The sequence below is a fragment of the Actinoplanes sp. NPDC020271 genome (assembly GCF_044388125.1).
In the GTDB taxonomy this organism is placed as follows: Bacteria; Actinomycetota; Actinomycetes; order Mycobacteriales; family Micromonosporaceae; genus Actinoplanes.
Genome location: NZ_JBIRWQ010000021.1, coordinates 115,482 through 138,482, shown reverse-complemented (window position 1 = coordinate 138,482; position 23,001 = coordinate 115,482). Strand labels below are relative to the sequence as shown.

Below are 23,001 nucleotides of genomic sequence, written 5' to 3'. Positions count from 1 at the left end.
GTCGCCCCCTCAACCGGCCAGGATCGATCGGACCGGGGCGATCACCGCGTCGGACGGCTGGTCCGGCAGCGGCACCGACCGGTAGCCCCGCACCGACACGATCACCGTGTCGCCGTCGCGGACCGACGCGTCGAAACCGCCGTTGCCGTCCGGCTCGACCAGCACCGTCAGGCCGGCCCGCTCGGCCGGGCCGGCGCCCAGCCGCAGCGCGTCGACGTGCCGGGGCAGCGCCAGCCGTCCGTCGTGACCGGCCTCGATCAGGCCCGCGGTCTGGAAGCAGAGCTCGATCAGGCGCGGGGCGATGAGGGTCGGTGCTGCGGTCGCGTCGGGCAGGCCGGTGGCGTACCGGGCGGCGGCGCCCGGCCCGACCGGCCAGGCCGCCTCGACGACCCGGTAGGCCGGGCCGTGGAAGTACAGCCGATAGATGTCGGCCGCGTTCAGCGTGTCACCGTCGGAAGGCTCCGGCACCGGTTCCTTCGCCGGTTCCAGGGCCGGCGGCTGGGCGCAGAGCCGGATCGTGCCGGTGAAGTGCAGCGTCCGCTGCGGCTCGGCGCTGCCGGGCAGCGTCCGGCTGGTGGTCAGCCGGCAGTCGGCGACCAGGTCGGCGCCGTCCGGCCGGATCAGCGCGGTGACGGTGAGCGTGCGCGGCTCGTCGCGGTGGAACTTGACCGGCGCGAGGAAGTCCACGTTCTCGGCGCCGGCCACGTGCCAGCCGCCGGCCAGCAGCCGGGCCGCCTCGGCGAACGCCTCGATGCCCATGACACCGGGCAGCACCGGGACGCCGTCGATGCGGTGATGGTCGAGGAACGGCACCCGGGCCGGGTCCAGCTCGGTCTCGACGACCAGGCCGTCGTGCACGCTCGCGGCGACCGCGCGGGCGGCGCAGGGACCGCCGCCGGTCAGGGCCGACGGGTCGAGCCCACCGCTCTCGTGCAGCTCCGCGGCCAGGGCGCCCAGCGTCCCGGCCACGACCACCTCGGGGTCACCGGCGCCGGTGGTCAGCTCCCGCCGGATCCACGGCACGCCCGTCCCCGGCGGTAGCATCGCCACCCCGGCCAGGGCCATCATCTTCGGGATCGAGCCGCGGGTGGCCATGCCGATCCCGCCCCAGGCGGTCCAGTCGATCGCGACGGCGCGGGTGCCGGGACGGGACCGCCGGAAACTGCTCAGGATCTTGCACTGCAGGTCGTTGGCGGCGCTGTAGTCGGTCTGCCCGGTGTTGCCGAACCGGCCGGCGATCGAGCTGAACGCCACCACGGTGCCCAGCGGGGTGTCGCCGAGCGCCCGCAGCACGTGGAACAGACCGTCGGCCTTCACGCCGAGCACCAGGCCGAACTCGGCCGGATCCTTGTCCGGCAGGGTGTGACTGATCTCGACGCCGGCCGCGTGCAGCAGCACGTCGACCCGGGCGTGCCGCTCGCACACCGGGGCCAGCGCCTGGCGTACGGCGTCCGGGTCGGTCAGGTCGGCCTGGTGGTAGTACGCCGTGCCACCGGCGTGCCGGATCGCCTCGATCGCGGCCAGCGCGGCCTGCGAGCGCTCCAACCGGGCCAGTTCCCGTTCGATGCGGGCCGGGGTGGGCCGCTCACCGTGCTCGCGCATGCGGGTCGCCAGCTCGGTCTTGAACGCCTCCCGGTCGTCGGTGAACCGGCGCAGGTCAGGATCCGCCGGGTCCGGCTCCGGGACCAGGTCGAGCAGGTGGAACGTGCCACGGGCGGCGCCGGCCAGGTCGGCGGTGATCGCCGAGACGATGCTGCCGGCGGCGCCGGTGACCACGTACACCTGATCGGGGTTCAGCTCGGTGACCGGGGGCGGGAACGCACGCTCGGCCAGTCCGACACCCCAGCGACGATCGGCCGCATAGCCGGCCTCGACGCAGCCGGGATCGCTCAGGGTCTCCGCGATCAGCCGGGCGGCCAGCTCGGCCGGGTCCGGCCCGGCACCGAAGTCGACCGCTTTGACCAGCGCGTCCGGGCACTCGCGACGGTACGCCTTGGCGAAACCGGTGACCGCCCCGCCGAGCGGGCAGGTGGCGCCGGCCTCGTCGTAGCCGTGGTAGCCGCCCAGCCGGGTCGCGGTGACCAGGAACGGGCGGTGCTCGTAGCAGCGGCGCACGGTGGTGTGCAGGGCACGGACCCGGCGGTGCAGGGCCGCGTGCCAGTCGTCCGGGCCGAGCTCCGCCAGCGGGCCCTCGTCGTCGAGCGCGGCGAGCCAGTACACGCCGTGCACCGGGCCGGCGGCGAGGAACTCGTCCTGGCCGTCCTCGGGGTCGTCGGGGCGCAGCACGAGCACCTCGGCGCCGCCCTCACGCAGCCGGGTGGCGAGCGCCTCGGCGGCGCCGCCGTCGTCCGGCATCAGCAGCAGCCGGGCACCCTCGCCGAGGTGAGCGCCGGTCGGCAGGCACGCGGCCAGGTCGGAGCGGAGCACGGGCACCGGCACACGCCGGGTGATCCCGTCGGCCGCCGCGGGCGGGGTCACCGGTTCCGGCACGGGTTGCTGCGGGGTGACGGATGCTGCGGTCCTGCTGCGGACCCAGCCGATCACGTGGGTCAGCGTCGGGAAGTCACGCAACCGCAGCGTGTCCTCCTGGGCCACGCCGAACCGCTCGCGGACGGCCGCGAACACCTCGGCCTGCTTCACCGTGTCCACCCCGAGGTCCGCCTCCAGGTCCAGGTCGACGTCGAGCAGATCCGGCGGGTAGCCGGTCAGATCGGCGACGATGCCGACCACGGCCTCGGTGATCTCGTCCGGGACGGCGGGGGTCGTACCGCCGATCGGTTCGGTCCCGGCCGGCGCCGCGGCGGCGGTCGTTGCCCCGGTCCGCTCCCGGACCCAGCCGATCACGTGGGTCAGCGTCGGGAAGTCACGCAACCGCAGCGTGTCCTCCCGGGCCACGCCGAACCGCTCCCGGACGGCCGCGAACACCTCGGCCTGCTTCACCGTGTCCACCCCGAGATCGGCCTCCAGGTCCAGGTCGAGGTCGAGCAGATCCGGCGGATACCCGGTGAGATCGGCGACGATGCCGACGACCGCCGCGGTGAGCTCGTCGGTCTGCGGCCCGGCGGTCACCGGTTCCGGCACGACGACCGGCGCCTCGGGCTCCGGCTCGGTCACCGGCGGGGCGGCGGTGTCGGCGACGCGTAGCCGCCGCTGGACGACCTCGAGCCGGGTCTCGCCGCCGCCGATCCGGGCCAGCCAGCGCTGCCAGGCCGCCGGGTCGGCGATCCGGTACGCGTACCCCAGTTCCGCGGGCCGGCGATGCTGCCCGTCGGCCACCGGGGTCCAGCGCAGCAACGACATCGCGATCTGCGAGCCGAACCCGGCCGCCAGCCGCAGCGCGTACCGCACCGGGTACGACCCGCCGGTGGACAGGTTGAGCCGGCCCAGTTCGGGGTCGGGTTCCTTGTAGTTCGGCACCGGCGGGACGATCCCGGTCTCCAGCGCCTTGACAGCGACGACGTCCTCGATGCCGGCGCCCATCGCGTGCCCGGTGAAGCCCTTCGTGTTGGTGATGACGACCGCGTCGGCGTCGGCACCGAACACCTGGCGCAGCGCGTTGATCTCGGCGGCCGCGCTGCCGCCGCGGGCCGGCGTGTACGTCTCGTGCGAGACGAACACGGTGGCCGGCGCGATCGTGTGTCGGTCGGCGCCGCGCGCCTCGGCCTGCCGGATCACCCGTTCCATCACCTGGCCGATGTGCTCGACGTCGAGCCGGGTGCCGTGGAAGGCGCTGTTCGCGGTGACCGCGCCGAGCACCTCGCAGATCGGCTGCAGGCCGCGCTCGCGGGCCGCGTCGGCGGACTCGACCACCAGGGCGGCCGCGCCCATCCCGACGATCATGCCGTGCCGGCGCCGGTCGAACGGCGTCGCGGCGTCCTCGACCACGTCGTCGGTGGCGGCCGCGCCGGAGGCCAGGAAGCCCGAGCCGAGCCAGGGCAGCATCGTGTCCGACGCGGCGTCGTCGGCGGAGATCACCACGACGCGGCGGCACCGGCCGGCCCGGATCCAGTCCTCGGCCAGCGCGACCGCCTGGGTGGTGCTGGCGCAGGCCGCGTTGATCTGGGTGTTCGGCCCCCGTGCACCGATGATCTCGGCGAACTGGGCGTGCCCCATCGACAGGACGCGGAACAGGAAGCGCCGGTCGAAGGCGTACGGGTCCTGCTCCAGCGTGTGGCGCAGCTCGCGGATGCGCCGGTCGGCCTCGGCGGCCGCCGGTTCGTCACCGCGCATCCGGGCGCGCACCGCCTCCAGCGCCGCCAGTTGGTCGCGGCGGCCCCGGTCGGTGACGTAGCGCTGCACGTCCTGGGCGAAGTTGTCGTACCCGGGGAAGGCCGAGGCGAAGATGACGCCGGTGTCGTCGCGCAGCTCGCCGGGCAGCCCCCAGCGGTCCGGCAGGCGGGTGCCGAGCGTGCTGGTCTTGTAGTGCATGACCAGCGGGATCCCGGCGTCGCGCAGGGCGTCGAATCCGGCCCCGACGGCCAGCCGGGTGGCCCGGTCCAGGGCCGCGTCCCGGGCCGGGTCCACCCCGTACTCGGTGACCATGTCGACGTCGGCGCCCCGGCCGGCGAGCTTGACCACGTCGGCCTCGCTGTCGATGGTGACGAACGTGGGGTCGCCGGACGCCGGTTTCACCAGCCGGGTGATGTGCCGGTCGACCATGGCCCGGCGCAGCCCGTGCGGGATGGTGTCGATGAACTGCTGGCCGGCCAGGATGCGGGCGATGTTCTCGTCGTCGAAGACCCGGGGCACGCCGGGCAGGCCGAGCGCGGCGCCGGTGACCACGACCGGCTCGGTGATGGCCGGGGCGGGCGGCCCGCCGGCGGGCGCGCCGGCGCCGGAGTAGACACGCATGCCGCGTTCGAGCACGTCGGCGAAGAGCTTGCCGAGTTCGGTGTAACGGTCGTCAGTCATGGGGGTCCCTTCGCGGGCGGCCGGGGCCGGGGCGGGCGCGGCCGGGGCGGGAACCTCGGCAGCGGGCTCGCCGAAGCCCAGGCCGGCGGCGTACAGGCCGCACAGGGCCTGGTTGAACGATGCGAGGTCGCCGGTCTTCGGGTGGTTGGTGTACAGGCTGAGCACGTCGTCGCCGAGCACGTCGGCGGCGAAGCCCTGCAACGCCTTCTTCGGCCCGACCTCGACGAAGATCCGGGCGCCGGCCGCGTACAGGGTGCGCAGGCCGCGGACGAACTGGACCGGCGAGGCGACCTGCCGGCCGAGCAGCTCGACGATCGTCGCGGCGGTGGCGCCGGCCGGGTAGAAGTCGCCGGTCACGTTGGACACGATCGGGGTCACCGGGGCTCGCACGTCGAGGCGCCGCAGCACCGCGGTCAGCGGCTCGCTGACCGGGGCGACGATGGCGGTGTGGAAGGCGTGGCTGACCGGGATCCGGTCGGCCGTCACCCCCGCTGCCCGGAACGCGTCGATGGCGCGCTCGACCGCGTCGGTGGCGCCGCCGATCACTGCCTGGCTGGTGCTGTTGAGGTTGGCGACGACCACGTAGCCGTCGGTCTCGGCGACGATCCGTTCGATCTCGTCGAGGGGGGCGGTGACCGCGGCCATCGCACCGTTGTCGGCCATGTCCAGGCCGGCCATCTCCCGGCCGCGGGCGCTGACCGCCTCCAGTGCCGCGCCGAGCGACAGGGCGCCGGCCGCGACCAGTGCGCCGTACTCCCCCAGGCTGTGACCCATCACCAGGTCGGGCCGCACGCCGTAGGAGTCGAGCAGGCGGGTCAGGGCCAGGTCGGTGGCGAGCACCGCGGGCTGGGTGATCTCGGTCTGCATCAGTTGCCGCTCCAGCCGGCGGGTGGTGGCCTCGTCCGGGTTCTCGGCGAAGACGTACGCCGACAGCGGCCGGCCGAGCAGTGGCGTCATCACCCGGTCGGCCTCGGCCAGGACCGCGGCCACGATCGGCTCACGGGCGCGCAGGTCGTGCAGCATGTTGACGTACTGCGAGCCCTGCCCGGTGTAGAGGAAGGCGACCTTGCCGGGTGCGCCGCGGCCCAGGAAGACGCCCTGGGCGCGCAGCATCTTCCACATCGCCGCACTGCCGGTGCGCAGCGCCTGGATCGCCCGGCCCGCCTTGGCGGCCAGGTCGGCGGCGTCGGCGAAGTCGATCGCGACCCGGACCGCGGTGCCGGCCAGCGCCGGGTCCGGGGACGCCGGCGGCGGGGCCGTCCCCGCGTCGGCCGCCGCGCGCAGCCGCTCCAGCCCGGCCAGCACCTCGGCGTCGTCGTGCCCGCCGACCACGGCCGCGCCCCGCACCGGCGCCCGCGCTCCGGTGACCGCCGTCGTCGTCCGCACCGGCTCGGCGCCGGCGAACGAGCGGGCCGCCGCGGGATCACGGTGGTGGCCGGGGACGTACTCCTCCAGCACCGCGTGGAAGTTGGTGCCACCGAACCCGAAGGCGCTGACCCCGGCGTAGCGGACCCCGCCGGACGGCTCCGGCCACGAGCGCAGCGCGGTGTTGACCCGGAACGGGGTGCTTGCCCAGTCCACGTTAGGGTTCGGCTGCTCGAAGTGCAGGCTGGGAGCGAGCACCTTCTCGTGCAGGCTGAGCACGGTCTTGAACAGCCCGGCAGCGCCGGCCGCGGCCTTGAGGTGGCCGATGTTGGACTTGACCGAGCCGAGCGCGACGGCACCGGCGGGCGCGCCGGCCTTGCCGAACACGTCGGTCAGGCTGGCCAGCTCGGTGGCGTCGCCGACCCGGGTGGAGGTGCCGTGCGCCTCGACGTAACCGGCCATGGCCGGATCGACGCCGGCGATCTGCCAGGCCCGTTCGACCGCGAGCCGCTGGCCGACCGGATTGGGCGCGGTGATCCCCTTGCCCCGGCCGTCGCTGGCGCCGCCGACGCCGAGCAGCACCGCGTAGATCCGGTCGCCGTCGCGTTCGGCGTCGGCCAGGCGCCTGAGGACGAACACGGCCGCGCCCTCGCCCATCACGAAGCCGTCGGCGCCGGCGTCGAACGGCCGGGTGCCGGTGGCCGACAGCGCGCCGATCTTGCAGAACTTCACGAAGGCGGCGGCGTTCATGTTGCGGTCCACCCCGCCGGCCACCACCGCGTCCACCTCGCCGGAGCGCAGGCCGTGGGCCGCCACGGAGATCGCGGCGAGCGCCGACGCGCAGGCCGCGTCGGTGGTGAAGTTGGGCCCGCGGAAGTCGAACAGGTTGGCGACCCGGCCGGCCATGATGTTGGTCAGCTCGCCGGGCATGGTGTCCTCGGTGATGTCCGGCAGACCGGCCAGGAACGGCTCGCGGAACTCGGCCATCAGCGTCTCGCGGGCCGCGGCGGGCAGGGCGGCGAACGCCGGAGCGGCCCGCAGTGCGGCCGCCACCTCGGCGAACTGCACGCGCAGCACACTGCGGTAGTGCTTGTCGCCGCCGAGCGCGTTGCCGATCACCACGGCGACCCGGTCCGGGTCGAGGTGCCAGTCCGGCCAACCGGCGTCCAGCAGCGCCGCTCGGGCCGCGGCGACCGCCCAGCGCTGACCCACGTCCATCTGCGCGCTGACCGCGGGCGGCACCGGCAGCCGCCAGGCCAGCGGGTTCCACTCGTAGTCGCGGACCCAGCCGCCGATGCGGGAGTAGGTGCGGTCGGGTGCTTTCGGATCCGGGTCGTAGTACAGGCCGGGGCTCCAGCGTTCCGGCGGGACGTCGCTGATCGAGTACCGGCCGGTGGTGAGATTCGACCAGAAGGTGGCGGCGTCCGGGGCGTCCGGCATGATCGCGCCGACGCCGACGACCGCGATCGGGGGCAGGATGTCACTCATGAGGGCATCTCCTGGGTGGGTGCCCGGCCGTAGATCGCGTCGGCGACCCGGTCGAGGTCGGCGATCAGGCCGGCCTGCACGGCCCGGACCTGATCGAGGGGCAGAGCGGTGGTGGCGGATCCGGCGGGCAGCGCGCCGGTCACCCAGCGCAGGCCCTCCTCGGCCACCTTCAGGGCCGCCTCCCGGGCGAAGACCCGGCTGATCGCGGCCATCGCGTCCGGCGTGAAGCGCCGGTCCGCCTTCGGGGGCAGGCTCGCTGCGACGGCATCGGCGGCGCGGCCGGCCAGGGCCGCAGCGCTTTCGGCGTACGCGATGAGCTCCCCCAGCCGCAGCAGAACGTGCTGGTGCCGGGTCAGCCGACCGGCGCGGCACGCCTCCAGCACCGCGGCCAGGCAGTCCAGGGCCAGCGCGGCAGCCGGCGCGCCACAGTCGGCGGGCAGCCCGGCGAGCTCGCGGGCCGCCGCCCGGTAGTGCTCGCCGTGCGTCTTGAGGTGCTGCTGCCAGCGGTCCCGGGCGATGGTCATCTCGAGGATCTCCGAGGTGCCCTCGTAGATGGTGGTGATCCGGACGTCCCGCTTGATCTTCTCCACCTGGTACGGACGGGTGAAGCCGTACCCGCCGAGCGCCTGGATCGCGGCCTCGGCGGCGGCGTTGCCGGACTCGGTGGCCAGGTACTTCGCGATCGCCCCGGCGGTGTTCAGGGTGGACACCGGGCTCTCACCGGCGTCGATCAGGGCGGCCGTGTGCTCCACGAACGCGCGGGCGGCCTCCAGCCGCACCACGTGCGGGACGATCAGTTTGTGGGTGTAGCCCTGCTTGGCCGCGAGCGGGCCGCCGGCCTGCACTCGCTCCCGGGAGTAGGCGATCGCCCGGTCCAGGGCGGACCAGCCGCCGCCGAGGCCGAACGCGGCGACCATCACCCGGGTGTAGCCGAACACCTGCTGCGCCTGTTGCAGGCCGCGGCCCTCGACCCGGCCGACCAGGTGCTCGACCGGGACCTCGACGTCGTCGAGGAAGAGCGCGGCCGTGTTGGACAGGCGGATGCCGTGCTTGTCCTCCGGTGGCGCGGCGCTGAACCCGGGGGTGCCGCGCTCCACCACGAACCAGGACGGGCCGCCCGGGGCGAGCGCCAGAATCGTGGTCACGTCGGCGATCGAGCCGTTGCTGATCCACTGCTTGCGCCCGTTCAGGCGGTACGCGGTGATCCGTCCGCCGTTCTCGACCGGCGTCGCCGTGGTCGTCAGCGCGCTCAGGTCGCTGCCGGCTTCCGGCTCGGTCGCCCCGTAGGCGAACATGGTGCCCTGCTCGGCGATCCGGCCCAGCCACTCCTTGCGCTGCTCGGGAGTTGCGCCGACCAGGATCGGGTCGCTGCCCAGGAAGGTGGCGAAGACCGAGGTGGCCACGCCGATGTCGGCACGGGCCAGCCGCTCGCAGACCCGGTACGCGTCGAACGCGCCGCCGCCCAGGCCGCCGTACTCCTCGGGCACGAAGACCAGGTGCACGCCGAGCTCGTCGCCGCACATCGCCCGGACCGTCTCCTCCGGGCAGGTGTCCTCGTGGTCCAGTTCGAGCAGCCGGCTCTCCGGCAGCGCGGTGGCCACGAACTCGTCCAGCGACGACAGCATCATCGCCAGGGTGTCCGGGTCGAGCCCGGTGGTCGTGTCGGTCATCGGTTCCTCCCCTCCGGTGAGCCGGCCGCGGCCGGCGCGTGGACGGCGCGCAGCAGTACGTCGGCGACGTCGGTCACCACGACCTCCTCGGCGGCACGTTGCTGCTGCTGGCGCAGGGCCACGCCGTCGGCCAGCATGTCGATGCAGTACGGGCAGGCCGCGGCCACGACGTCCGGCTCGGTGGCGAGCAGCTCGTCGGTGCGGGCCTCGTTGATGCGGGTGCCGAGCGACTCCTCCAGCCACATCCGGGCGCCACCGGCCCCGCAGCAGAACGAGCGCTCGCGGTTCCGGTCGGGCTCGGTCAGCCGTACGCCGGGAACCTGCCCGAGGATGTCGCGCGGCGCCTCGAAGATCCGGTTGTGCCGGCCCAGATAGCACGGGTCGTGGTAGGTCACGGTCGCGTCGACCGGGGTGACCGGGGTCAGCCGGCCCTCGGCGAGCAGGGTCGCCAGCAGCTGCGTGTGGTGCACCACCTCGACCGTGACGCCCAGCTGCGGGTACTCGTTGGCCAGGCTGTTGAGGCAGTGCGCGCAGGTGGTCACGATCCGGCGCACGCCGGCCGAGGTCAGCGTCGCGGCGTTGCGCCGGGCCAGCATCTGGAAGAGCATTTCGTCGCCGAGCCGGCGGGCCGGGTCGCCGGTGCAGGTCTCCGCCGACCCGAGGACCGCGAAGCCCACGCCGGCGGTGTGCAGCAGCTCGGCCACCGCCCGGCTGGTGCGGACCGCGCGCTCGTCGAAGGCGCCGGCGCAGCCGATCCAGAACAGGTACTCGGCGTCGTCGGGCAGCCGCTCGCCCGCGGCCAGGACCCGCACCGGGAAGTCGAGCCCGGCGAGCCAGTCGGTGCGCGCGCCGGCCCCGCGCCCCCACGGGTCGCCGGCGTGCTCCAGATTGCGCAGCATGACGGTGGCCTCGCGCGGGAAGGTGGCCTCCATGGCGACCTGGTAGCGGCGCATGTCGACGATGTGGTCGACGTGTTCGATGTCGACCGGGCACTGCTCGACGCAGGCCCCGCAGGTGGTGCACGACCACAGCACGTCGGGCTCGATCACACCGCCCTCGGCGACCAGCGGCGGCGCGTCCCCGTTCTGCGGGGTCTCGCCGATCAGGTAGGGAGCGCGTTCCAGGGCGTGGTCGCGCAACCCCATGATCAGCAGCTTGGGTGACAGCGGCTTGCCGGTGTTCCAGGCCGGGCACTGGGACTGGCAGCGGCCGCACTCGGTGCAGCTGGCGAAGTCGAGCATGCCCTTCCAGGTGAAGTCGGCGATCGAGCCGCGGCCGATCACGTCGTCCTCGTCGGGGTCGTCGAAGTCGACCGGTTCGCCACCGGACCGCACCGGCAGCAGCGCGCCCAGCGCCCGCGGGCGGCGGCCGAACGCCACGTTGGCCGCGGCGGCGAAGATGTGCAGGTGCTTCGAGTGCACCACGATGACCAGGAAGATCAGCACGACGCCGAGCGCGAGCAACAGCCCGGCCGTCTCGATCACCTCGTTGGCCGTGACACCCAGCGGCGACAGCACCCGGGCGACCGCCTCGGAGGCGAAGGCGCCATGGGCGTACGGGAAATAGCCGGTGTTGATCTGAGCCCCGCGATAGAGGAGCAGGGTTCCGACCACGCCGACGATCATGATCAGGATCAGCCAGGCACCGGTCAGGTGCGAGCCGAAGAACCGGGAACGACGCCCCTCGCGAGCCGGCGCGTGCCGCAGCCGGATGCCGGCGAAGACCACGACGGACAGCAGCACGGCCACCGCGAACAGGTCCTCGAGGAACCCGAGCCACGGCTGCGTGCCGATCCACGGCAGATGGAAGTCGCGCTGGAACAAGGCGCCGTAGCCCTCGATCAGGGTCAGTCCGAGGATCAGGAAACCCCAGAAGGTCAGCAGGTGGGCCACCCCGGGCACCGTCCACTTGAGCAGTTTGCGCTGGCCGAGCACCTCGGCCAGCTCGGCCCGCAGACGAGCCGGGACACCGCGCAGGCGGTCCGGCTCGACCGGCTGGGCGGCGCGCCCGATCCGGTAGAGCAGCCACAGCCGGCGCCCGGCCACGATCGCCGCCACCGCCGTCATCAGCAGGCCGACGACGATCCGTACGGCGGTCATGACCGCGGCCCGCGCCGCCGGTCGATCTCGTCGATCAGCGCCGGGACGATCGTGTGCAGATCGCCGACCACGCCGAAGTCGGCCAGCTCGAAGATCGGCGCCTTCGGATCCTTGTTGATCACCACGATGGTCCGCGAGCCCTGCATCCCGGCCCGGTGCTGGATCGCGCCGGAGATACCGCCGGCGAGGTAGAGCTGCGGGGCGACGGTCTTGCCGGTCTGCCCGACCTGCCACTCGTGCGGGCAGTACCCCAGATCGGTGGCGGCCCGGGACGCGCCGACCGCGCCACCCAGAGCGTCGGCCAGGCGCTCCATCAGGGCGAACCCGTCCGCCGAGCCCACCCCACGCCCCCCGGCCACGACCACCGGGGCGTCGCTCAGCGCGGGCCGCCCGCCGGCCGATTTCGGCTGCCGGGACACCAGCCGGGCCCCCGGCCCGTCGTCGGGCACCGGCGTGGGGGCGGGCACGACGCGCGGCTCGACCGGCGCCTCGGCCGGGATCACCGCGTTCGGCCGGACCGTGATCACCGATGTGCCGCGACGGACCCGGCTCTCCGCGAACCACTCGCCGGCGAAGACCGACTGGGTCGCCACCGGGCCCTCCGGCGACCCGGTCACGTCCACCGCGTCGGTGATCAACCCGGCATCCAGGCGCACGGCCAGACGCGCGGCGACCTCCTTGCCGGCAGGGCTCGAGCCGATCAGCACGGCGGCCGGCGAGATGCTCCTGACCAGTGCGGTCAGCGCCGCCGGCGAGCCGGTGCCCGGCAGTGTGTGAACAGTGGCCGCGCCGTACCGGCCGAGCGTCGCGACGACGGCGGCATCGGCGTCGCCGACCACCACGGCGGCCGGTTCGCCCAGGCGGCGAGCCAGCGTCAGCAGTTCCAGTCCGGCCTTGCGGACTCCCGTGTCGTCGTGTTCGACGAGGACCAGGACCGTACTCACCGCAGCCTCCCGGGGCTCGTGGTCTACAACAGCTTGTTGGCGGCGAGGAAGTCGGCGAGCCGTGCGGCCGCGTCCCCCTCGTCGGTGATGACCGTCCCGGCCTCGCGGGGCGGACGAGGCCGCACCGCGCGGACCACGGTCGCCGACGCGTTCGCGCCGACCCGCTCGGCCGCGATGCCGAGGTCGGCCAGCGCCAGCGTGCGCACCGGCTTCTTCTTGGCGGCGACGATGTTCTTGAACGACGGCAGCCGGGCGTCGCCGGAGCGATCGGTGACCGACACCAGCGCCGGCAGGGCCGCCGTCAGCTCCTCGGTGGCGTCGTCGGTGTCCCGGCGCGCGGTGACCTCCGTCCCGTCCACGGTGAGCGTCTCGGCACCGGTCAGGGCGGGGACGCCGAGCCGGTCGGCGACCATCGCCGGCACCACCGACATCTCCGCGTCGGTCGAGGCCATGCCGCAGATCACCAGGTCGAAGCCGACCTGGCGGAGCGCGGTGGCAAGCACCAGCGAGGTGCTGAGCGCGTCCGAGCCGTGCAGCGCGTCGTCCACCACGTGAACGGCGTCGTCACCGCCCATCGCCAGAGCCTTGCGCAGACCCTCGGCCGCCCGGGCCGGGCCCATCGTCAAGTAGCCGACGTGGGTGGCGACACCGGCATCGGCGAGGCGCAGGGCCTGCTCCACGGCGTACTCGTCGAGTTCGGACAGCCGGCCCTCGACGCCCTGCCGGTCCAGCGTGTGATCATCGGCGAAGCGCCACGCGGCGGTGGGCTCCGGCACGTACTTGACCAGGACTACGATCTTCATGGATTCCCTCGAATCGGTAGTTCCCTCGTGGCGCACCGTAATGACTTCGCTCGATTGATCCACAGGGACCAAGGACCCGGATTTACGAGGCGATCGCCGGTGGCCGGGCGGCGCGGCCCGGCCGAAGACTGTCCGTGAGCCTCCCCGAGCGGAAGGGGCGCAGCCATGACCGCCCGCACCCCCACGATCGCCGTGCTCGGCGGAGGCACCTGGGGCACGACAGTGGCCTCGATCGCCGCCCGCAACACCCGCACCGTGCTCTGGCTGCGTGACCCGGCGATCGTCCGGCAGATCAACGAGAACCATCGCAACCCGCGCTACCTGCCGGAATTCGCCCTCTGCCCGGCCCTGCGCGCCACCGCCGACCTGGCCGAGGCGGTCGACGACGCCGACGTGCTGATCGCCGCGGTGCCGTCACCGTTCCTGCGCGGCGTGCTCGAACTGTCCGCCGACCGGGTCCGCCCGCTGATCCCGGTGGTCAGCCTGGTCAAAGGCCTGGAGCCGAACAGCCGCAAACGGATGACCGAGGTGATCGGCGAGGTCCTGCCCGGGCACCCGGCCGGGGTGCTCTCCGGGCCCAACATCGCCCGGGAGATCGCTCAGGGATACGCCGCCGCGGCAACGCTCGCCATGCCGCACCACCACACCGCGCAGGCCCTGCAACCGGTGCTCAACACCTCCCGGTACCGGGTCTACACCAGCGACGACGTGATCGGGGTGGAGGTGGCCGGCGCGCTGAAGAACGTGTTCGCGATCGCCGTCGGCTTCGGTGACGGGCTCGGCGCCGGCGACAACACCCGGGCCATGGTGATCACCCGGTCCCTGCACGAGCTGACCCGGCTCGGCACGGCGGCCGGCGGCCGTCCGGAGACCTTCGCCGGGCTGGCCGGAATGGGCGACCTCATCGTCACCTGCGTCAGCCCGCACAGCCGCAACCGTCGCGTCGGCTACGAACTGGGACGTGGCCGGCCGCTCGCGGAGATCCTCGCCTCGACGAACCAGGTGGCCGAGGGCGTCCGGACAACGGCGGCGGTGCTGAAACTGGCCGCCGAGCGGGGCATCGAGATGCCCATCGCCCGGGAGGTCGACGCGGTGCTCAACCACGGGCAGCCGATCGAGCAGACCTATCGCGGGTTGCTGCGGGTCATGCCCGGCCACGAGTCCGGCGACACCTGGTGACCGGTTCGCGCCGACGACGGCGCCGGAAGCGTGGATCATGCTCGGCTCCGCGCGCATGAGCACTCGGTGCCCGGCCACGGGACCGCGGCCGGCTTGCGTTCAGCCGCTCCCCCCTACCTTGCCACCGGCCGGTTGTCGGCGCTGAAGAAGCAGATCGCTCTTCGGGCCAAGGTCGGTGTCCGCGGACGCGGGAACCAATGCGGGACGGGGCGCGCTCAGGGTGGGGAAGGGCGACTTCCAACTGTGCCGGATCGGCGCGAAGATCTTTGCGGGCAGCCGACCGGCGGTGTCGTCGAGCCCGGCCGACAGTTCGGCTCGGACCCCACCGGGCAGATTCATCCGGCTGATCGTGGGCAGCACGAGACTCAGTGCGGCCAAACCGACCATGACCGGGGTCAGGGCGACGACCATGGTGGCCTCGATCTTCGGCCCGGCGCCGGCCAGGCCGGCCCACATCAGCACGACGATCGCGATCGAGACGGCGACCAGAAGGCCGCTGCCGGCGGCCACCCGGCGGGCGGGCCTGGCGGCCCGCTCCGACTCCTGCATCGCGCGCAGCAGGTGCCGGGCCTCGACATGGTCCTGACCGAGCCTCGTGCAGGTGCGAAGTCGCGCCCGGGCTCGCCGCCAGCGAATCGGTTGCGGGCGAGCCGCCGTCGCGGCGCCGACGAGCGCCAGGTCCGCCAGTGCCGCCAGGTAGTGACATTCGGCATCAGTCGAGCCTGCACGCAGGACGGGCTGGATCACGTCCAGCGCGTCCGCGTAGAACTCGCTGCGGTCGCTCTGCTGACCCTGCTGAACGAGAACGCGGGCCAGGACCACCCGTACCGCCGCTGACGACACGTCGGTGCGCTGCCCCGCGAGCCGGCGGCGCAGAATCCGCTCGGCCTCCACCAGACCGCCCGCCGCACCACAGGCGCAGGCCACCGCCATACCCAAAGCGGCTTCCTCACTCTCCGGACGCAGGCCGTACGCCTGCCCGAAGTGGTAAGCGGCCTGTGCCGCATCCTTCCCGTCGCCCTGAGCGGCGCTGTCGGCACGCCCCAGGAACACCCGGCCGAGCAGGACGTGCGCCCGCACGTCGTCGGGGTCTGTCCGGAGGGCCGCACTCAGCATCGCGCCGGCCTCGTCGAGACGTTCACGCCCGAGCAGGAAATCGGCGAGTTTGACGTAATTGCCCCTGAAGGGATTGATGTCGACAGCGCGGCGCAGGTGGTAGTAAGCCTCGGCGGGCTCCTGGCGCTGTGCGTGCAGCTGACCCAGACAGGTGTGGGCTTCGGGAGAGTAAGGACGTAGCTCCAGAAGCCGCCGGCACAGCTGTTCGGCCTCGTCGTAACCTGCGGATTCTCCGCGGCCGACCAACACTGAAGCGACCCCGAGCAGCGCGTCAGTGCAGCGGGGAGACTCCTCGAGGACCGCCCGGAAATGTTCTTCGGCCGAGCCGGAACGGCACTGATCGACCTCGATCCAGCCCAGCGCGCAGCATGCTTCCTGCCGTTCCGCGGGATTGGCGGCGTCCCGTAGCAGTCCGCGGAAAGTGATCCTGGCAGCGTCCGGCTGTTGTCGATCACTCTGTATCCGGCCCAGCTCGGCGCGCAGGTATCGGTCGTATGGCTGATCGCTGCAGAACCGGCTGATCAGTGCCTCGGCCTCGGCGAACCGGCGCATCGCGCACAGAGCCCCGGACTTGACAATCGCCGCGAACGAGTCGGTGGGGTGGGTCCGCAGGACCGCGTCGAACTCGGCGACGGCTTCGGAGAAACGGTTCTGGGCGGCCAGAACCAGACCGAGCTCGATCTGGACGAGGGCGAGTTCCGGCCACCGGCTCCGTGCCCGGCGCGCCCGCTCCTCCGCCGTCGCGAACTGACATTTCGCGCGCAGGAGAAGCAATTCGCCGATGGCGGCCCGATAGCCGCCGGGTTCGAGCTCGGCAGCAGTCCGGCATTCCGTGATTGCCAGGTCGTAGTCGCCGAGGGCGTGATGCACGCGGGCAAGCTGCAGGTGAGAGTCCGCGTTCTCGGGTCGCCGGAGGCGTTCCTGCCGGGCGCACCGCTCGGCGTCTTCGAGTCGGTCCCGGTCGAGCAGCGCCTCGATCCGGTTCCGGGCCGCCGTCAGGTTGTCGGGGTCCGCCTCCAAGATCTGGTCGCAGAGCTCGAGGGCCGCTTCCGTGCCACCGATTGCCAGCTGCAGTTCGGTGGAGGCGGTGAGCAACTCGGGCCTCCGGCCGAAGCGGTCGATGGCGCCGCTGATCTCGGCCTCGCACTGCTCGAAGCGGCGGGTGCCGATCAGCGATTCCGTACGGCGAACGCACACGTCGGAAGCGTCATACCGGCTAGCGAGTTCGTCCAGCACCGCCAGGGCATCGTCGTACCGGCATCGCGAGCGCAGCCGCTGTTCCCGGAGCAGCAACAGATTGAGGTCGTGGGGGCGCCGGTCGAGTTCCCGGTTCAGCAGCCGGTCCGCTTCCCTCGGCCATCCCCGATGATCGAGCACGTCGAGATACTGCTCCAGGGCGAGGGCGGACTCGGGCGATCGCGCTTTCCACTCGGCGGCGGCGGTTTCGGCCGCGCCCCACCGGCCGAGTTCCTGCAGAACCAGGACTCGCCAGCGGAGCGCGGATTCGTCGGTGGGCTGCAGCTGGAGGGCCTGGTCGATGATCTGGAGGGCCGCTCCGAGGCGTTTCTCGTCGGTGCGGAGGTAGGCAAGTTCCAGGAGCGGGTCGATGTCACGCGGCCATCGGCGGATCGCGGTCTCAGCGGCTTCGACGGCATCGTCCATACGGTGCTGTTCACCCAGCACTCGTACCTTGCCGCACGACGCGGCGAGCGACCAGCTGTCCAGCTTGATGTACTTCTGGTACTCACTCAGCGCGCCGTCCGGATCACCGTGGTCGTACAACTGCCAGGCGAGAAGAAGTCGAGTCTCGCCGAAGCGGATGGTGGCCTTGCGCAGTGCGTCGGTGGCGGCCCCGGAGCGTCCCATCGCGTTCAGGCATTCGACCTTGCGGGTGATCGCGTCCACGGAGTGTGGTCGCTGTTCGAGGAGCCTCTCGAGCAGGGTCAGCGCCTCGTTCAGGCGTTGCAGTCTCAGGAGCGCAGCGGCGTCGGCGACCTGCAACCGGGGACGGCACTGTACGGACCCACCGGCGAGCGCGGCGGTCAGCCGGTCGTGCGCGTCGTCCGGCCGGCCGAGAGCACGCTCCGTGTCCGCGGCCAAGGTGATGGCCTCGGCCAGTTGCGGCTCCCGCCGCAAAGCTTCCTCGCACCACACGAGCGACTCCAGGTACCTGCTCTCGCCGGACAGCTGATCGGCGAGAGCAAGAGACGGCCACGCCTCTTCGGGGAGCCGGGTCTGGGCGTCTCGCAGCCGGCGTTCGGCGTCCTGTCGGCGGCCCAGATGGCACAGCTCCGCGGCCATGCATTCGATCGTGGCGCGGTCGAGAGGGTCGATGGACAAGGCGGTCTCGTACGCCCGGAGCGCCGCGTCATGGCGGCTGGTGCGGCACAGGTTGTACCCGCGTTCCCGATAAAGGCACGGCTCGCCCGGCTGGTCAGCGATAGCGCCATCGATCGCCGCGGTGGCATCGTCGTACCGGTACGCCAGGCGCAGTCCGGTCACCTCCCATTCACGGGTGCGCGGATCGCTCGGAGCAAGGCGCGCCGCCTTCCGGAACCGGAGCAGGGCGGTCCGGAAGTCCAAGCGACCGGCTGAAGCACGACCGGCGGCGATGAGGAGATCGACGCTGGCGGGGAACCGTTTCAACGCACGTTCGGCGTGGGTCCACGCCTCGTCGTCGCGGTCCTGCCGATCCAGGGCCGCAACCTGCCAGGCGTACGGCTGCGCCGAGTCGGGCGCGGCTGCGGCCGCCTTCTCGAACTGTTCCAGCGCGGCGACCAGCCGGCCGCGCTCCAGATCGGCACGTCCCTGCAGGATGCGGCCGGCAGCTTCGTCACCGCCGTCCAGGACAGCTTGGGCCTCCACCTCGGCCTGCGCGTACTCGCCTCGCCGCAGGTGCCGTTGGGCCGAATTGACGTGAGGGGACACGACGACTCCCTTCGCCGGCCGCGGACGCCCGATTCCGATGAACAGGACGCCACCGACTCCATCCCATCGCGGCACCGGCACCACGGGCAGTGCTGTTGGACCCGTCGTCCTGTCGTCAACGCGACGCTTCGTCACCCTCGGGCTGCGCTGCCGGGGCGGCGAGCCAGGCACAGACCTGATCGTGCACCGCCGGGTGGTTGAGCAGGTCCAGGTGGTGCAGGCCGCCGAGATGGCGCCCGTTGCCGGCCGGGAACGGCAGCCGGCGCCGGTCGCCCCGGCCCGCGGCGCTGCTGAACGGAACGAGCAGGTCGCCGACCACGGCGGCGAGCGGGTCGTGCGGCCGGCCGCCGAGGGTGGCGCCGATGAAATAGTGGTGGGCGCCCGGCAGGAACGGCACGTCGGTGCAGGTGTCGCTGGGCAGCGCGGCGGGGTCGGCGGCACGCCAGTCCGCCTCGACCAGGTTGCCGTAGGCGAGATCCTGGACTCCTGCGCTGCGCCGGCGCAGCAGCTCACCGATCGGGCGGCTCTCCGGGAAACGGGCCAGCAGCCACGCCACCCGGTGCACGCCGCGGGCCAGCGGCGCCCCGAGGTGCGGGGTGCCCAGGAACACCACGTTCCGCACCGCATGCGCCCAGCGATGACCGGCCCCCGCGGCCTGCTGGCCGGCGCTGCGGATCACCAGGCCGCCCATCGAGTGCCCGATCAGGCTGATCTCCCGCACCGGGACCGGCCAGGCCGTGCTCACCTCCTCCAGCAGAGCGGCCAGCCGCCGCCCGTTGTCGGACACGTGCAGGCCGGTGTTGTATCGCAGGTAGACCGGGGTGTAACCGAACTCGCGCCGCAACCGGGAGCCGAGCGTCGTGCCGGCCACCCCGTGATGCCGGTCGGCGGCCAGCGACCAGTGGTCCTCGGTCTCGCACAATCCGTGCACGAAGACGACGATCCGTGGGGTCGCCGCCGGGAACGCCGCGCGCAGGTCCTCGGCAGTGGGCTGCACGTCCGCGTCACGCGCTCGCAGCGCCATCGGCGTCGCCAGGTCCGGATGCCGGGCGTCGAGTGTGTCCCCCCAGATGCCGTTGACCACCCCGAGGGTCACCCGCCCCGCCGGGCTGCCGGACAAGGGAGACTTCTCCGGGCGCCATCCGTGCTCGACGGTCGTGCCGATCAGCCGGGGAATCGTGGCGTGCGCGGCCCGGACGATCGCGTACACCCCACCGGTGACAGCATCATGAACGGCCCGGACCGGCCGGCTCACCGGCCCCACGGCGTCGAAGGCCCGGTCGCTGATCGCCCGGTGGGTGTCCCGCACCACCGCGACGACACCGGCCAGCCCGTCACCGACCAGCCGCCCGACCGCCCCGGCCTCCCTCGCGCTCTCCACGGCAACGCTCCGTCCCCGCACCCTTGTGCCCTTCCAGGTTGACGCGCGGACGCCGCCCGGGCAAACGAGGTGGCGCCGACGACGGAGCCTCAGCGTCTGCCGGACCTGCCGCCGGGCAGGGGCACGACGATTCGCGTTTGCCACATCGTGGGGTCAGCTGTCGTGTCCGGTCCGACGAGGTATTCCTCCCACATGAGCGAGACCTGTTTGATGTGGTGCACGGTCAGCCATTCGCTGAGCTGGTCATAGGTGTTCAGCAGCGTGGTCCACGGCCCGTGGTGCAACGTCCGCACCACGAGACCGCCGGAGAGCCTGTTGGTCGTGAAAGGCTGGCCGATCCTGGGCCGTCTCTTGGTGGGGTAGGCGGCCAGGACGTCGAATTGTCCGTCGCCGCGAGGGCGCAGCACGCAGAACGGCGGGCCGGCCGGCGGGACCCGCAGGCGTTGCAGGGCGCTTGCGACAACGGGAAGGATGTCCTGCGGGTAGGTTCGCAGGGCAGTCAGTTTCACCGTGCTGCGAATGCCGAACAGGGATACCGGTTGACTGGTCGCCACCTCGGCGTCGTGCGGTGCCACTGCGGCGTCGAGAAGCCCTTGCTCAGTCATGACACACCCCTTCGGCATCGATATTGGTCTACTCAACGGTGAACAGGTGCGCGCGGGTGGGGGCAGTGCCGGAAGCCTCTTGACGTTCCGTGTCGGCGTTGGGCACCGGTCGTGACCGCGGTCGAAGATCGGAATGGCACCCGGCCAGAACCGGCGGGACTTCGCAACCTGTCCGTCACCGGCGCACAGCGGTTCAGCGCCGCAGCAGGACCCTCCCCAGTACGCCACGCATCATGGCGGCAGCTGTACCGCCGACGGCAGACCTGTCCGGGTGATCAACCGGGCACGATCCCGCGGGGACGGTGAGCTACCTGACATCGCGTGACGACCGCATGGCACGATGTCGGGATGGAGCGCTCCCATGGCGCTTCGTAAGGTTCTGGATGTCCGGCGGCGCGGCCGGATGTCAATGAACCTTTGAACCTTGGGGACTTTGTCATGAACTGGCGTTCCACTCTCGCCGTACCCGCTGTCTGCACTGCCGCGCTGCTGGCGTTGACCGCCTGCAAGGTGGACACCACGGCCGGCTCCGCGCCGGCGACCGGGCAACCGGCCGGCCCGGCGTCGCCGGCGGCTGCGGCCCGGCCCGAGACCTCGTCCGCAACGGACACCGCGGTGCCGGCCGCCCACAAGACCACGACCGCCCCGGCCCGCACCCGGACGCCGACCAGTGACCCGGGCGACGGTCAGGCGCCGGACTGCACGACCGCCCAGCTGAAGATCACGCTGGACGACGGTGACGGCGCCAGCGGGCGCATCGTGAACACGGTGCAGTTCCGCAACACCGGGGCGGCCTGCTGGATCAGCGGCTACCCGGCGGTGGCCGCACGGAAGACCGACGGCACCAAGGTGACGTTCACGCGGAGCCCGGCCGGTTTCGCGGGCGGGCAGACCGACGGGCGCAGTACGCCGCCGCGGATCACGCTGAAGACCGGCCAGACGGCCGCCGCCATGATCGACTCCTCGAGCTTCGACCTCACGACCGGAGGCGGCTGCGGTGAGGTTGCGAAGGTGCAGATCGGCCCGCCCACCGGCACGCAGCCGGTGACCCTTGCCTGGACCGGTGGGTGCTCCGGGTTCGATGTGCACCCGCTGATCGCCGGCACCACCGGCCGGCAGGGCTGACCGTTCCGCAGCCGGTCCACCGGCTCAAGGTGACCGACGACATAACCCGATGTATGCAAATAAGTCGGGTTCCAGACATCAACCGTGGGAGCGCTCCCGGAATGATGTTGTCCGCAACGACTCCTTCGCTCGAACTGAGGAACCCTTGTCTCGTCTGATCGTCGTACCGATCGCCGCAGTCCTGGCCGTGGCCGGCTGCACCTCGACGTCCGGTGGGTCCACTGCCGGCTCGCCCGTGTCACCCGCCGCGCCCGCGGCCGCCACCGCGTCCGCACCGGCCGTCGCCGCCACCACCGCCGCGCCTGCCCGGACCTCGGCCGAGGCGACGCCGACCGCGAAGCCCACCGAGAAGAAGACCACGAAGGCCACCACCGTCGCGCCGGCGCCGGCCACCGCGGGCGGCTGCCCGGTAAGCGCCGGCACGCTCACCGCCATCCCGGTCCCCGGATACTCCGCCGGGGAGATCAAGGTGGTGGCGTCCAGCATCCAGTGCGCCGACGGCTGGGCGCAGGCCGATCCCGGCATCGACGGCGGAGACGGCGTCCTGGTCTACCACTACAGCGCCGGCAAGTGGAAGTTCAGCACCGAGGGCAGCTCCATCGACTGCGGCGAGGTGGGCATCCCGAAAGCCGCAGGCAAGAAGCTGTCGGTCTGCTACTACCAGTGAACACCCTCTCCCGCCTCGACATCCTGACTGAGAAGGATCTGCGCATGCGCAAGTTTTTGCTGGTCGCGGCACTGGCGGTGGGCGCGGTGGCCACCGTCGGAGGCTGCGGCACGCCGAGCGGGTCGCCAACCGCGGCCGCCCCGGCGGCCACCATCACGACCAGCCCGAACGACACGTCCACGCCGGACCCGGAGGGCGCCGGCACGGCCGGCCCAGCCGGCACACCGAAGCCGGCCGGGACCGGGGCAAAACCGGTCAGCGGCACCACCGGGGCCACGATCGCGCGGTGCCACACCGGCGACCTGAGCGCCCGGCTGACCGCAGGCGAGCCCTACGAGCACAACGACGAACACTTCACCGACGTACGGGTGGTCTTCGAGAACACCGGTGGAAAGTCGTGCACGATGTACGGCTTCCCGGGCGCGGACCTGATCGGCGGCTCCGGCCGACGCTACAGTCTGCCCCGCGCCGGGGACGGCGGGCGGATCACGCTGAAGGCGGGCGCCGCCGCGCACACGGTGATCCGCATCTGGGACGTGCCCAACGCGGAGAGCCCCACGCTGCCGTCGCAGGTGGAGCTGACCCCTCCGGACGAGACCACCCACCTCACCCTGGCCTGGCCGAAGTCCCTGCCGGTCGCCTTCACGACGTCGACCGAGCCGGGCATCGGCCTGCCCAACGCGATCGAGCCGGTCGCGGCCGGCGCCTGAGGTGTCGATG

12 protein-coding genes are annotated in these 23,001 nt (G+C 72.6%); 4 read left to right on the top strand and 8 right to left on the bottom strand.

The genetic code is table 11. The features are described from left to right. Nucleotides 1-9: 9 nt before the first annotated feature. From ACH442_RS35000 to ACH442_RS34980, 5 genes are read right to left on the bottom strand one after another with little or no spacing between them, the layout of a single operon-like run. Nucleotides 10-7,764, bottom strand: coding sequence for an SDR family NAD(P)-dependent oxidoreductase (locus tag ACH442_RS35000; protein WP_396342350.1), 7,755 nt, complete (start codon nucleotides 7,762-7,764; stop codon nucleotides 10-12). Further along, nucleotides 7,761-9,434, bottom strand: coding sequence for an acyl-CoA dehydrogenase family protein (locus ACH442_RS34995; protein WP_396342349.1), 1,674 nt, complete (start codon nucleotides 9,432-9,434; stop codon nucleotides 7,761-7,763). Before ACH442_RS34995 ends, ACH442_RS35000 begins: the two co-directional genes overlap by 4 nt. Further along, nucleotides 9,431-11,533, bottom strand: coding sequence for a (Fe-S)-binding protein (locus tag ACH442_RS34990; protein WP_396342348.1), 2,103 nt, complete (start codon nucleotides 11,531-11,533; stop codon nucleotides 9,431-9,433). Before ACH442_RS34990 ends, ACH442_RS34995 begins: the two co-directional genes overlap by 4 nt. Then, nucleotides 11,530-12,477 (bottom strand): electron transfer flavoprotein subunit alpha/FixB family protein, encoded by a 948-nt coding sequence (locus tag ACH442_RS34985; RefSeq protein ID WP_396342347.1) that lies wholly within the window; start codon nucleotides 12,475-12,477, stop codon nucleotides 11,530-11,532. Before ACH442_RS34985 ends, ACH442_RS34990 begins: the two co-directional genes overlap by 4 nt. A 23-nt stretch (nucleotides 12,478-12,500) precedes the next feature. After that, nucleotides 12,501-13,280, bottom strand: coding sequence for an electron transfer flavoprotein subunit beta/FixA family protein (locus tag ACH442_RS34980; RefSeq protein WP_396342346.1), 780 nt, complete (start codon nucleotides 13,278-13,280; stop codon nucleotides 12,501-12,503). Nucleotides 13,281-13,445: 165 nt separating this feature from the next. On the opposite strand from ACH442_RS34980, the gene ACH442_RS34975 reads away from it, so the two are divergent. Further along, nucleotides 13,446-14,459, top strand: a complete 1,014-nt coding sequence (locus ACH442_RS34975) for an NAD(P)H-dependent glycerol-3-phosphate dehydrogenase (RefSeq protein WP_396342345.1) — start codon at nucleotides 13,446-13,448, stop codon at nucleotides 14,457-14,459. A gap of 99 nt (nucleotides 14,460-14,558) precedes the next feature. Here the strand turns inward: ACH442_RS34975 and ACH442_RS34970 are convergent, their stop codons facing one another. From ACH442_RS34970 to ACH442_RS34960, 3 genes are all read right to left on the bottom strand, one after another. Further along, on the bottom strand, nucleotides 14,559-18,503 hold the full coding sequence (locus ACH442_RS34970; RefSeq protein ID WP_396342344.1) for a tetratricopeptide repeat protein: 3,945 nt from the start codon (nucleotides 18,501-18,503) through the stop codon (nucleotides 14,559-14,561). A 115-nt stretch (nucleotides 18,504-18,618) separates the two neighbouring features. Continuing rightward, entirely contained in the window at nucleotides 18,619-19,884 is a 1,266-nt protein-coding gene (locus tag ACH442_RS34965) for an esterase/lipase family protein (RefSeq protein WP_396342343.1), read from the bottom strand. Nucleotides 19,885-19,973: 89 nt separating this feature from the next. Further along, entirely contained in the window at nucleotides 19,974-20,489 is a 516-nt protein-coding gene (locus ACH442_RS34960; RefSeq protein ID WP_396342342.1) for a hypothetical protein, read from the bottom strand. Between the two features lie 438 nt (nucleotides 20,490-20,927). Between ACH442_RS34960 and ACH442_RS34955 the strand changes: the two genes are divergently transcribed. The 3 genes from ACH442_RS34955 to ACH442_RS34945 all read left to right on the top strand — a co-directional run bounded on the left by ACH442_RS34955 (nucleotide 20,928) and on the right by ACH442_RS34945 (nucleotide 22,991). Then, on the top strand, nucleotides 20,928-21,614 hold the full coding sequence (locus ACH442_RS34955) for a DUF4232 domain-containing protein (protein ID WP_396342341.1): 687 nt from the start codon (nucleotides 20,928-20,930) through the stop codon (nucleotides 21,612-21,614). A 145-nt stretch (nucleotides 21,615-21,759) separates the two neighbouring features. After that, the gene (locus ACH442_RS34950; RefSeq protein WP_396342340.1) at nucleotides 21,760-22,281 is read left to right on the top strand and encodes a hypothetical protein; all 522 of its coding nucleotides are present in this window, start codon (nucleotides 21,760-21,762) and stop codon (nucleotides 22,279-22,281) included. 44 nt (nucleotides 22,282-22,325) lie between these two features. Further along, nucleotides 22,326-22,991, top strand: coding sequence for a DUF4232 domain-containing protein (locus ACH442_RS34945; protein ID WP_396342339.1), 666 nt, complete (start codon nucleotides 22,326-22,328; stop codon nucleotides 22,989-22,991). Nucleotides 22,992-23,001 lie beyond the last annotated feature (10 nt).

What these genes read in the sequence shown, in the direction of transcription:
- ACH442_RS34995 (WP_396342349.1), bottom strand. Translation starts at nt 9,434, where the DNA reads ATGACCGACACGACCACCGGGCTCGACCCGGACACCCTGGCGATGATG.
- ACH442_RS34990 (WP_396342348.1), bottom strand. Translation starts at nt 11,533, where the DNA reads ATGACCGCCGTACGGATCGTCGTCGGCCTGCTGATGACGGCGGTGGCG.
- ACH442_RS34960 (WP_396342342.1), bottom strand. Translation starts at nt 20,489, where the DNA reads ATGACTGAGCAAGGGCTTCTCGACGCCGCAGTGGCACCGCACGACGCC.
- ACH442_RS35000 (WP_396342350.1), bottom strand. Translation starts at nt 7,764, where the DNA reads ATGAGTGACATCCTGCCCCCGATCGCGGTCGTCGGCGTCGGCGCGATC.
- ACH442_RS34975 (WP_396342345.1), top strand. Translation starts at nt 13,446, where the DNA reads ATGACCGCCCGCACCCCCACGATCGCCGTGCTCGGCGGAGGCACCTGG.
- ACH442_RS34945 (WP_396342339.1), top strand. Translation starts at nt 22,326, where the DNA reads ATGCGCAAGTTTTTGCTGGTCGCGGCACTGGCGGTGGGCGCGGTGGCC.
- ACH442_RS34980 (WP_396342346.1), bottom strand. Translation starts at nt 13,280, where the DNA reads ATGAAGATCGTAGTCCTGGTCAAGTACGTGCCGGAGCCCACCGCCGCG.
- ACH442_RS34955 (WP_396342341.1), top strand. Translation starts at nt 20,928, where the DNA reads ATGAACTGGCGTTCCACTCTCGCCGTACCCGCTGTCTGCACTGCCGCG.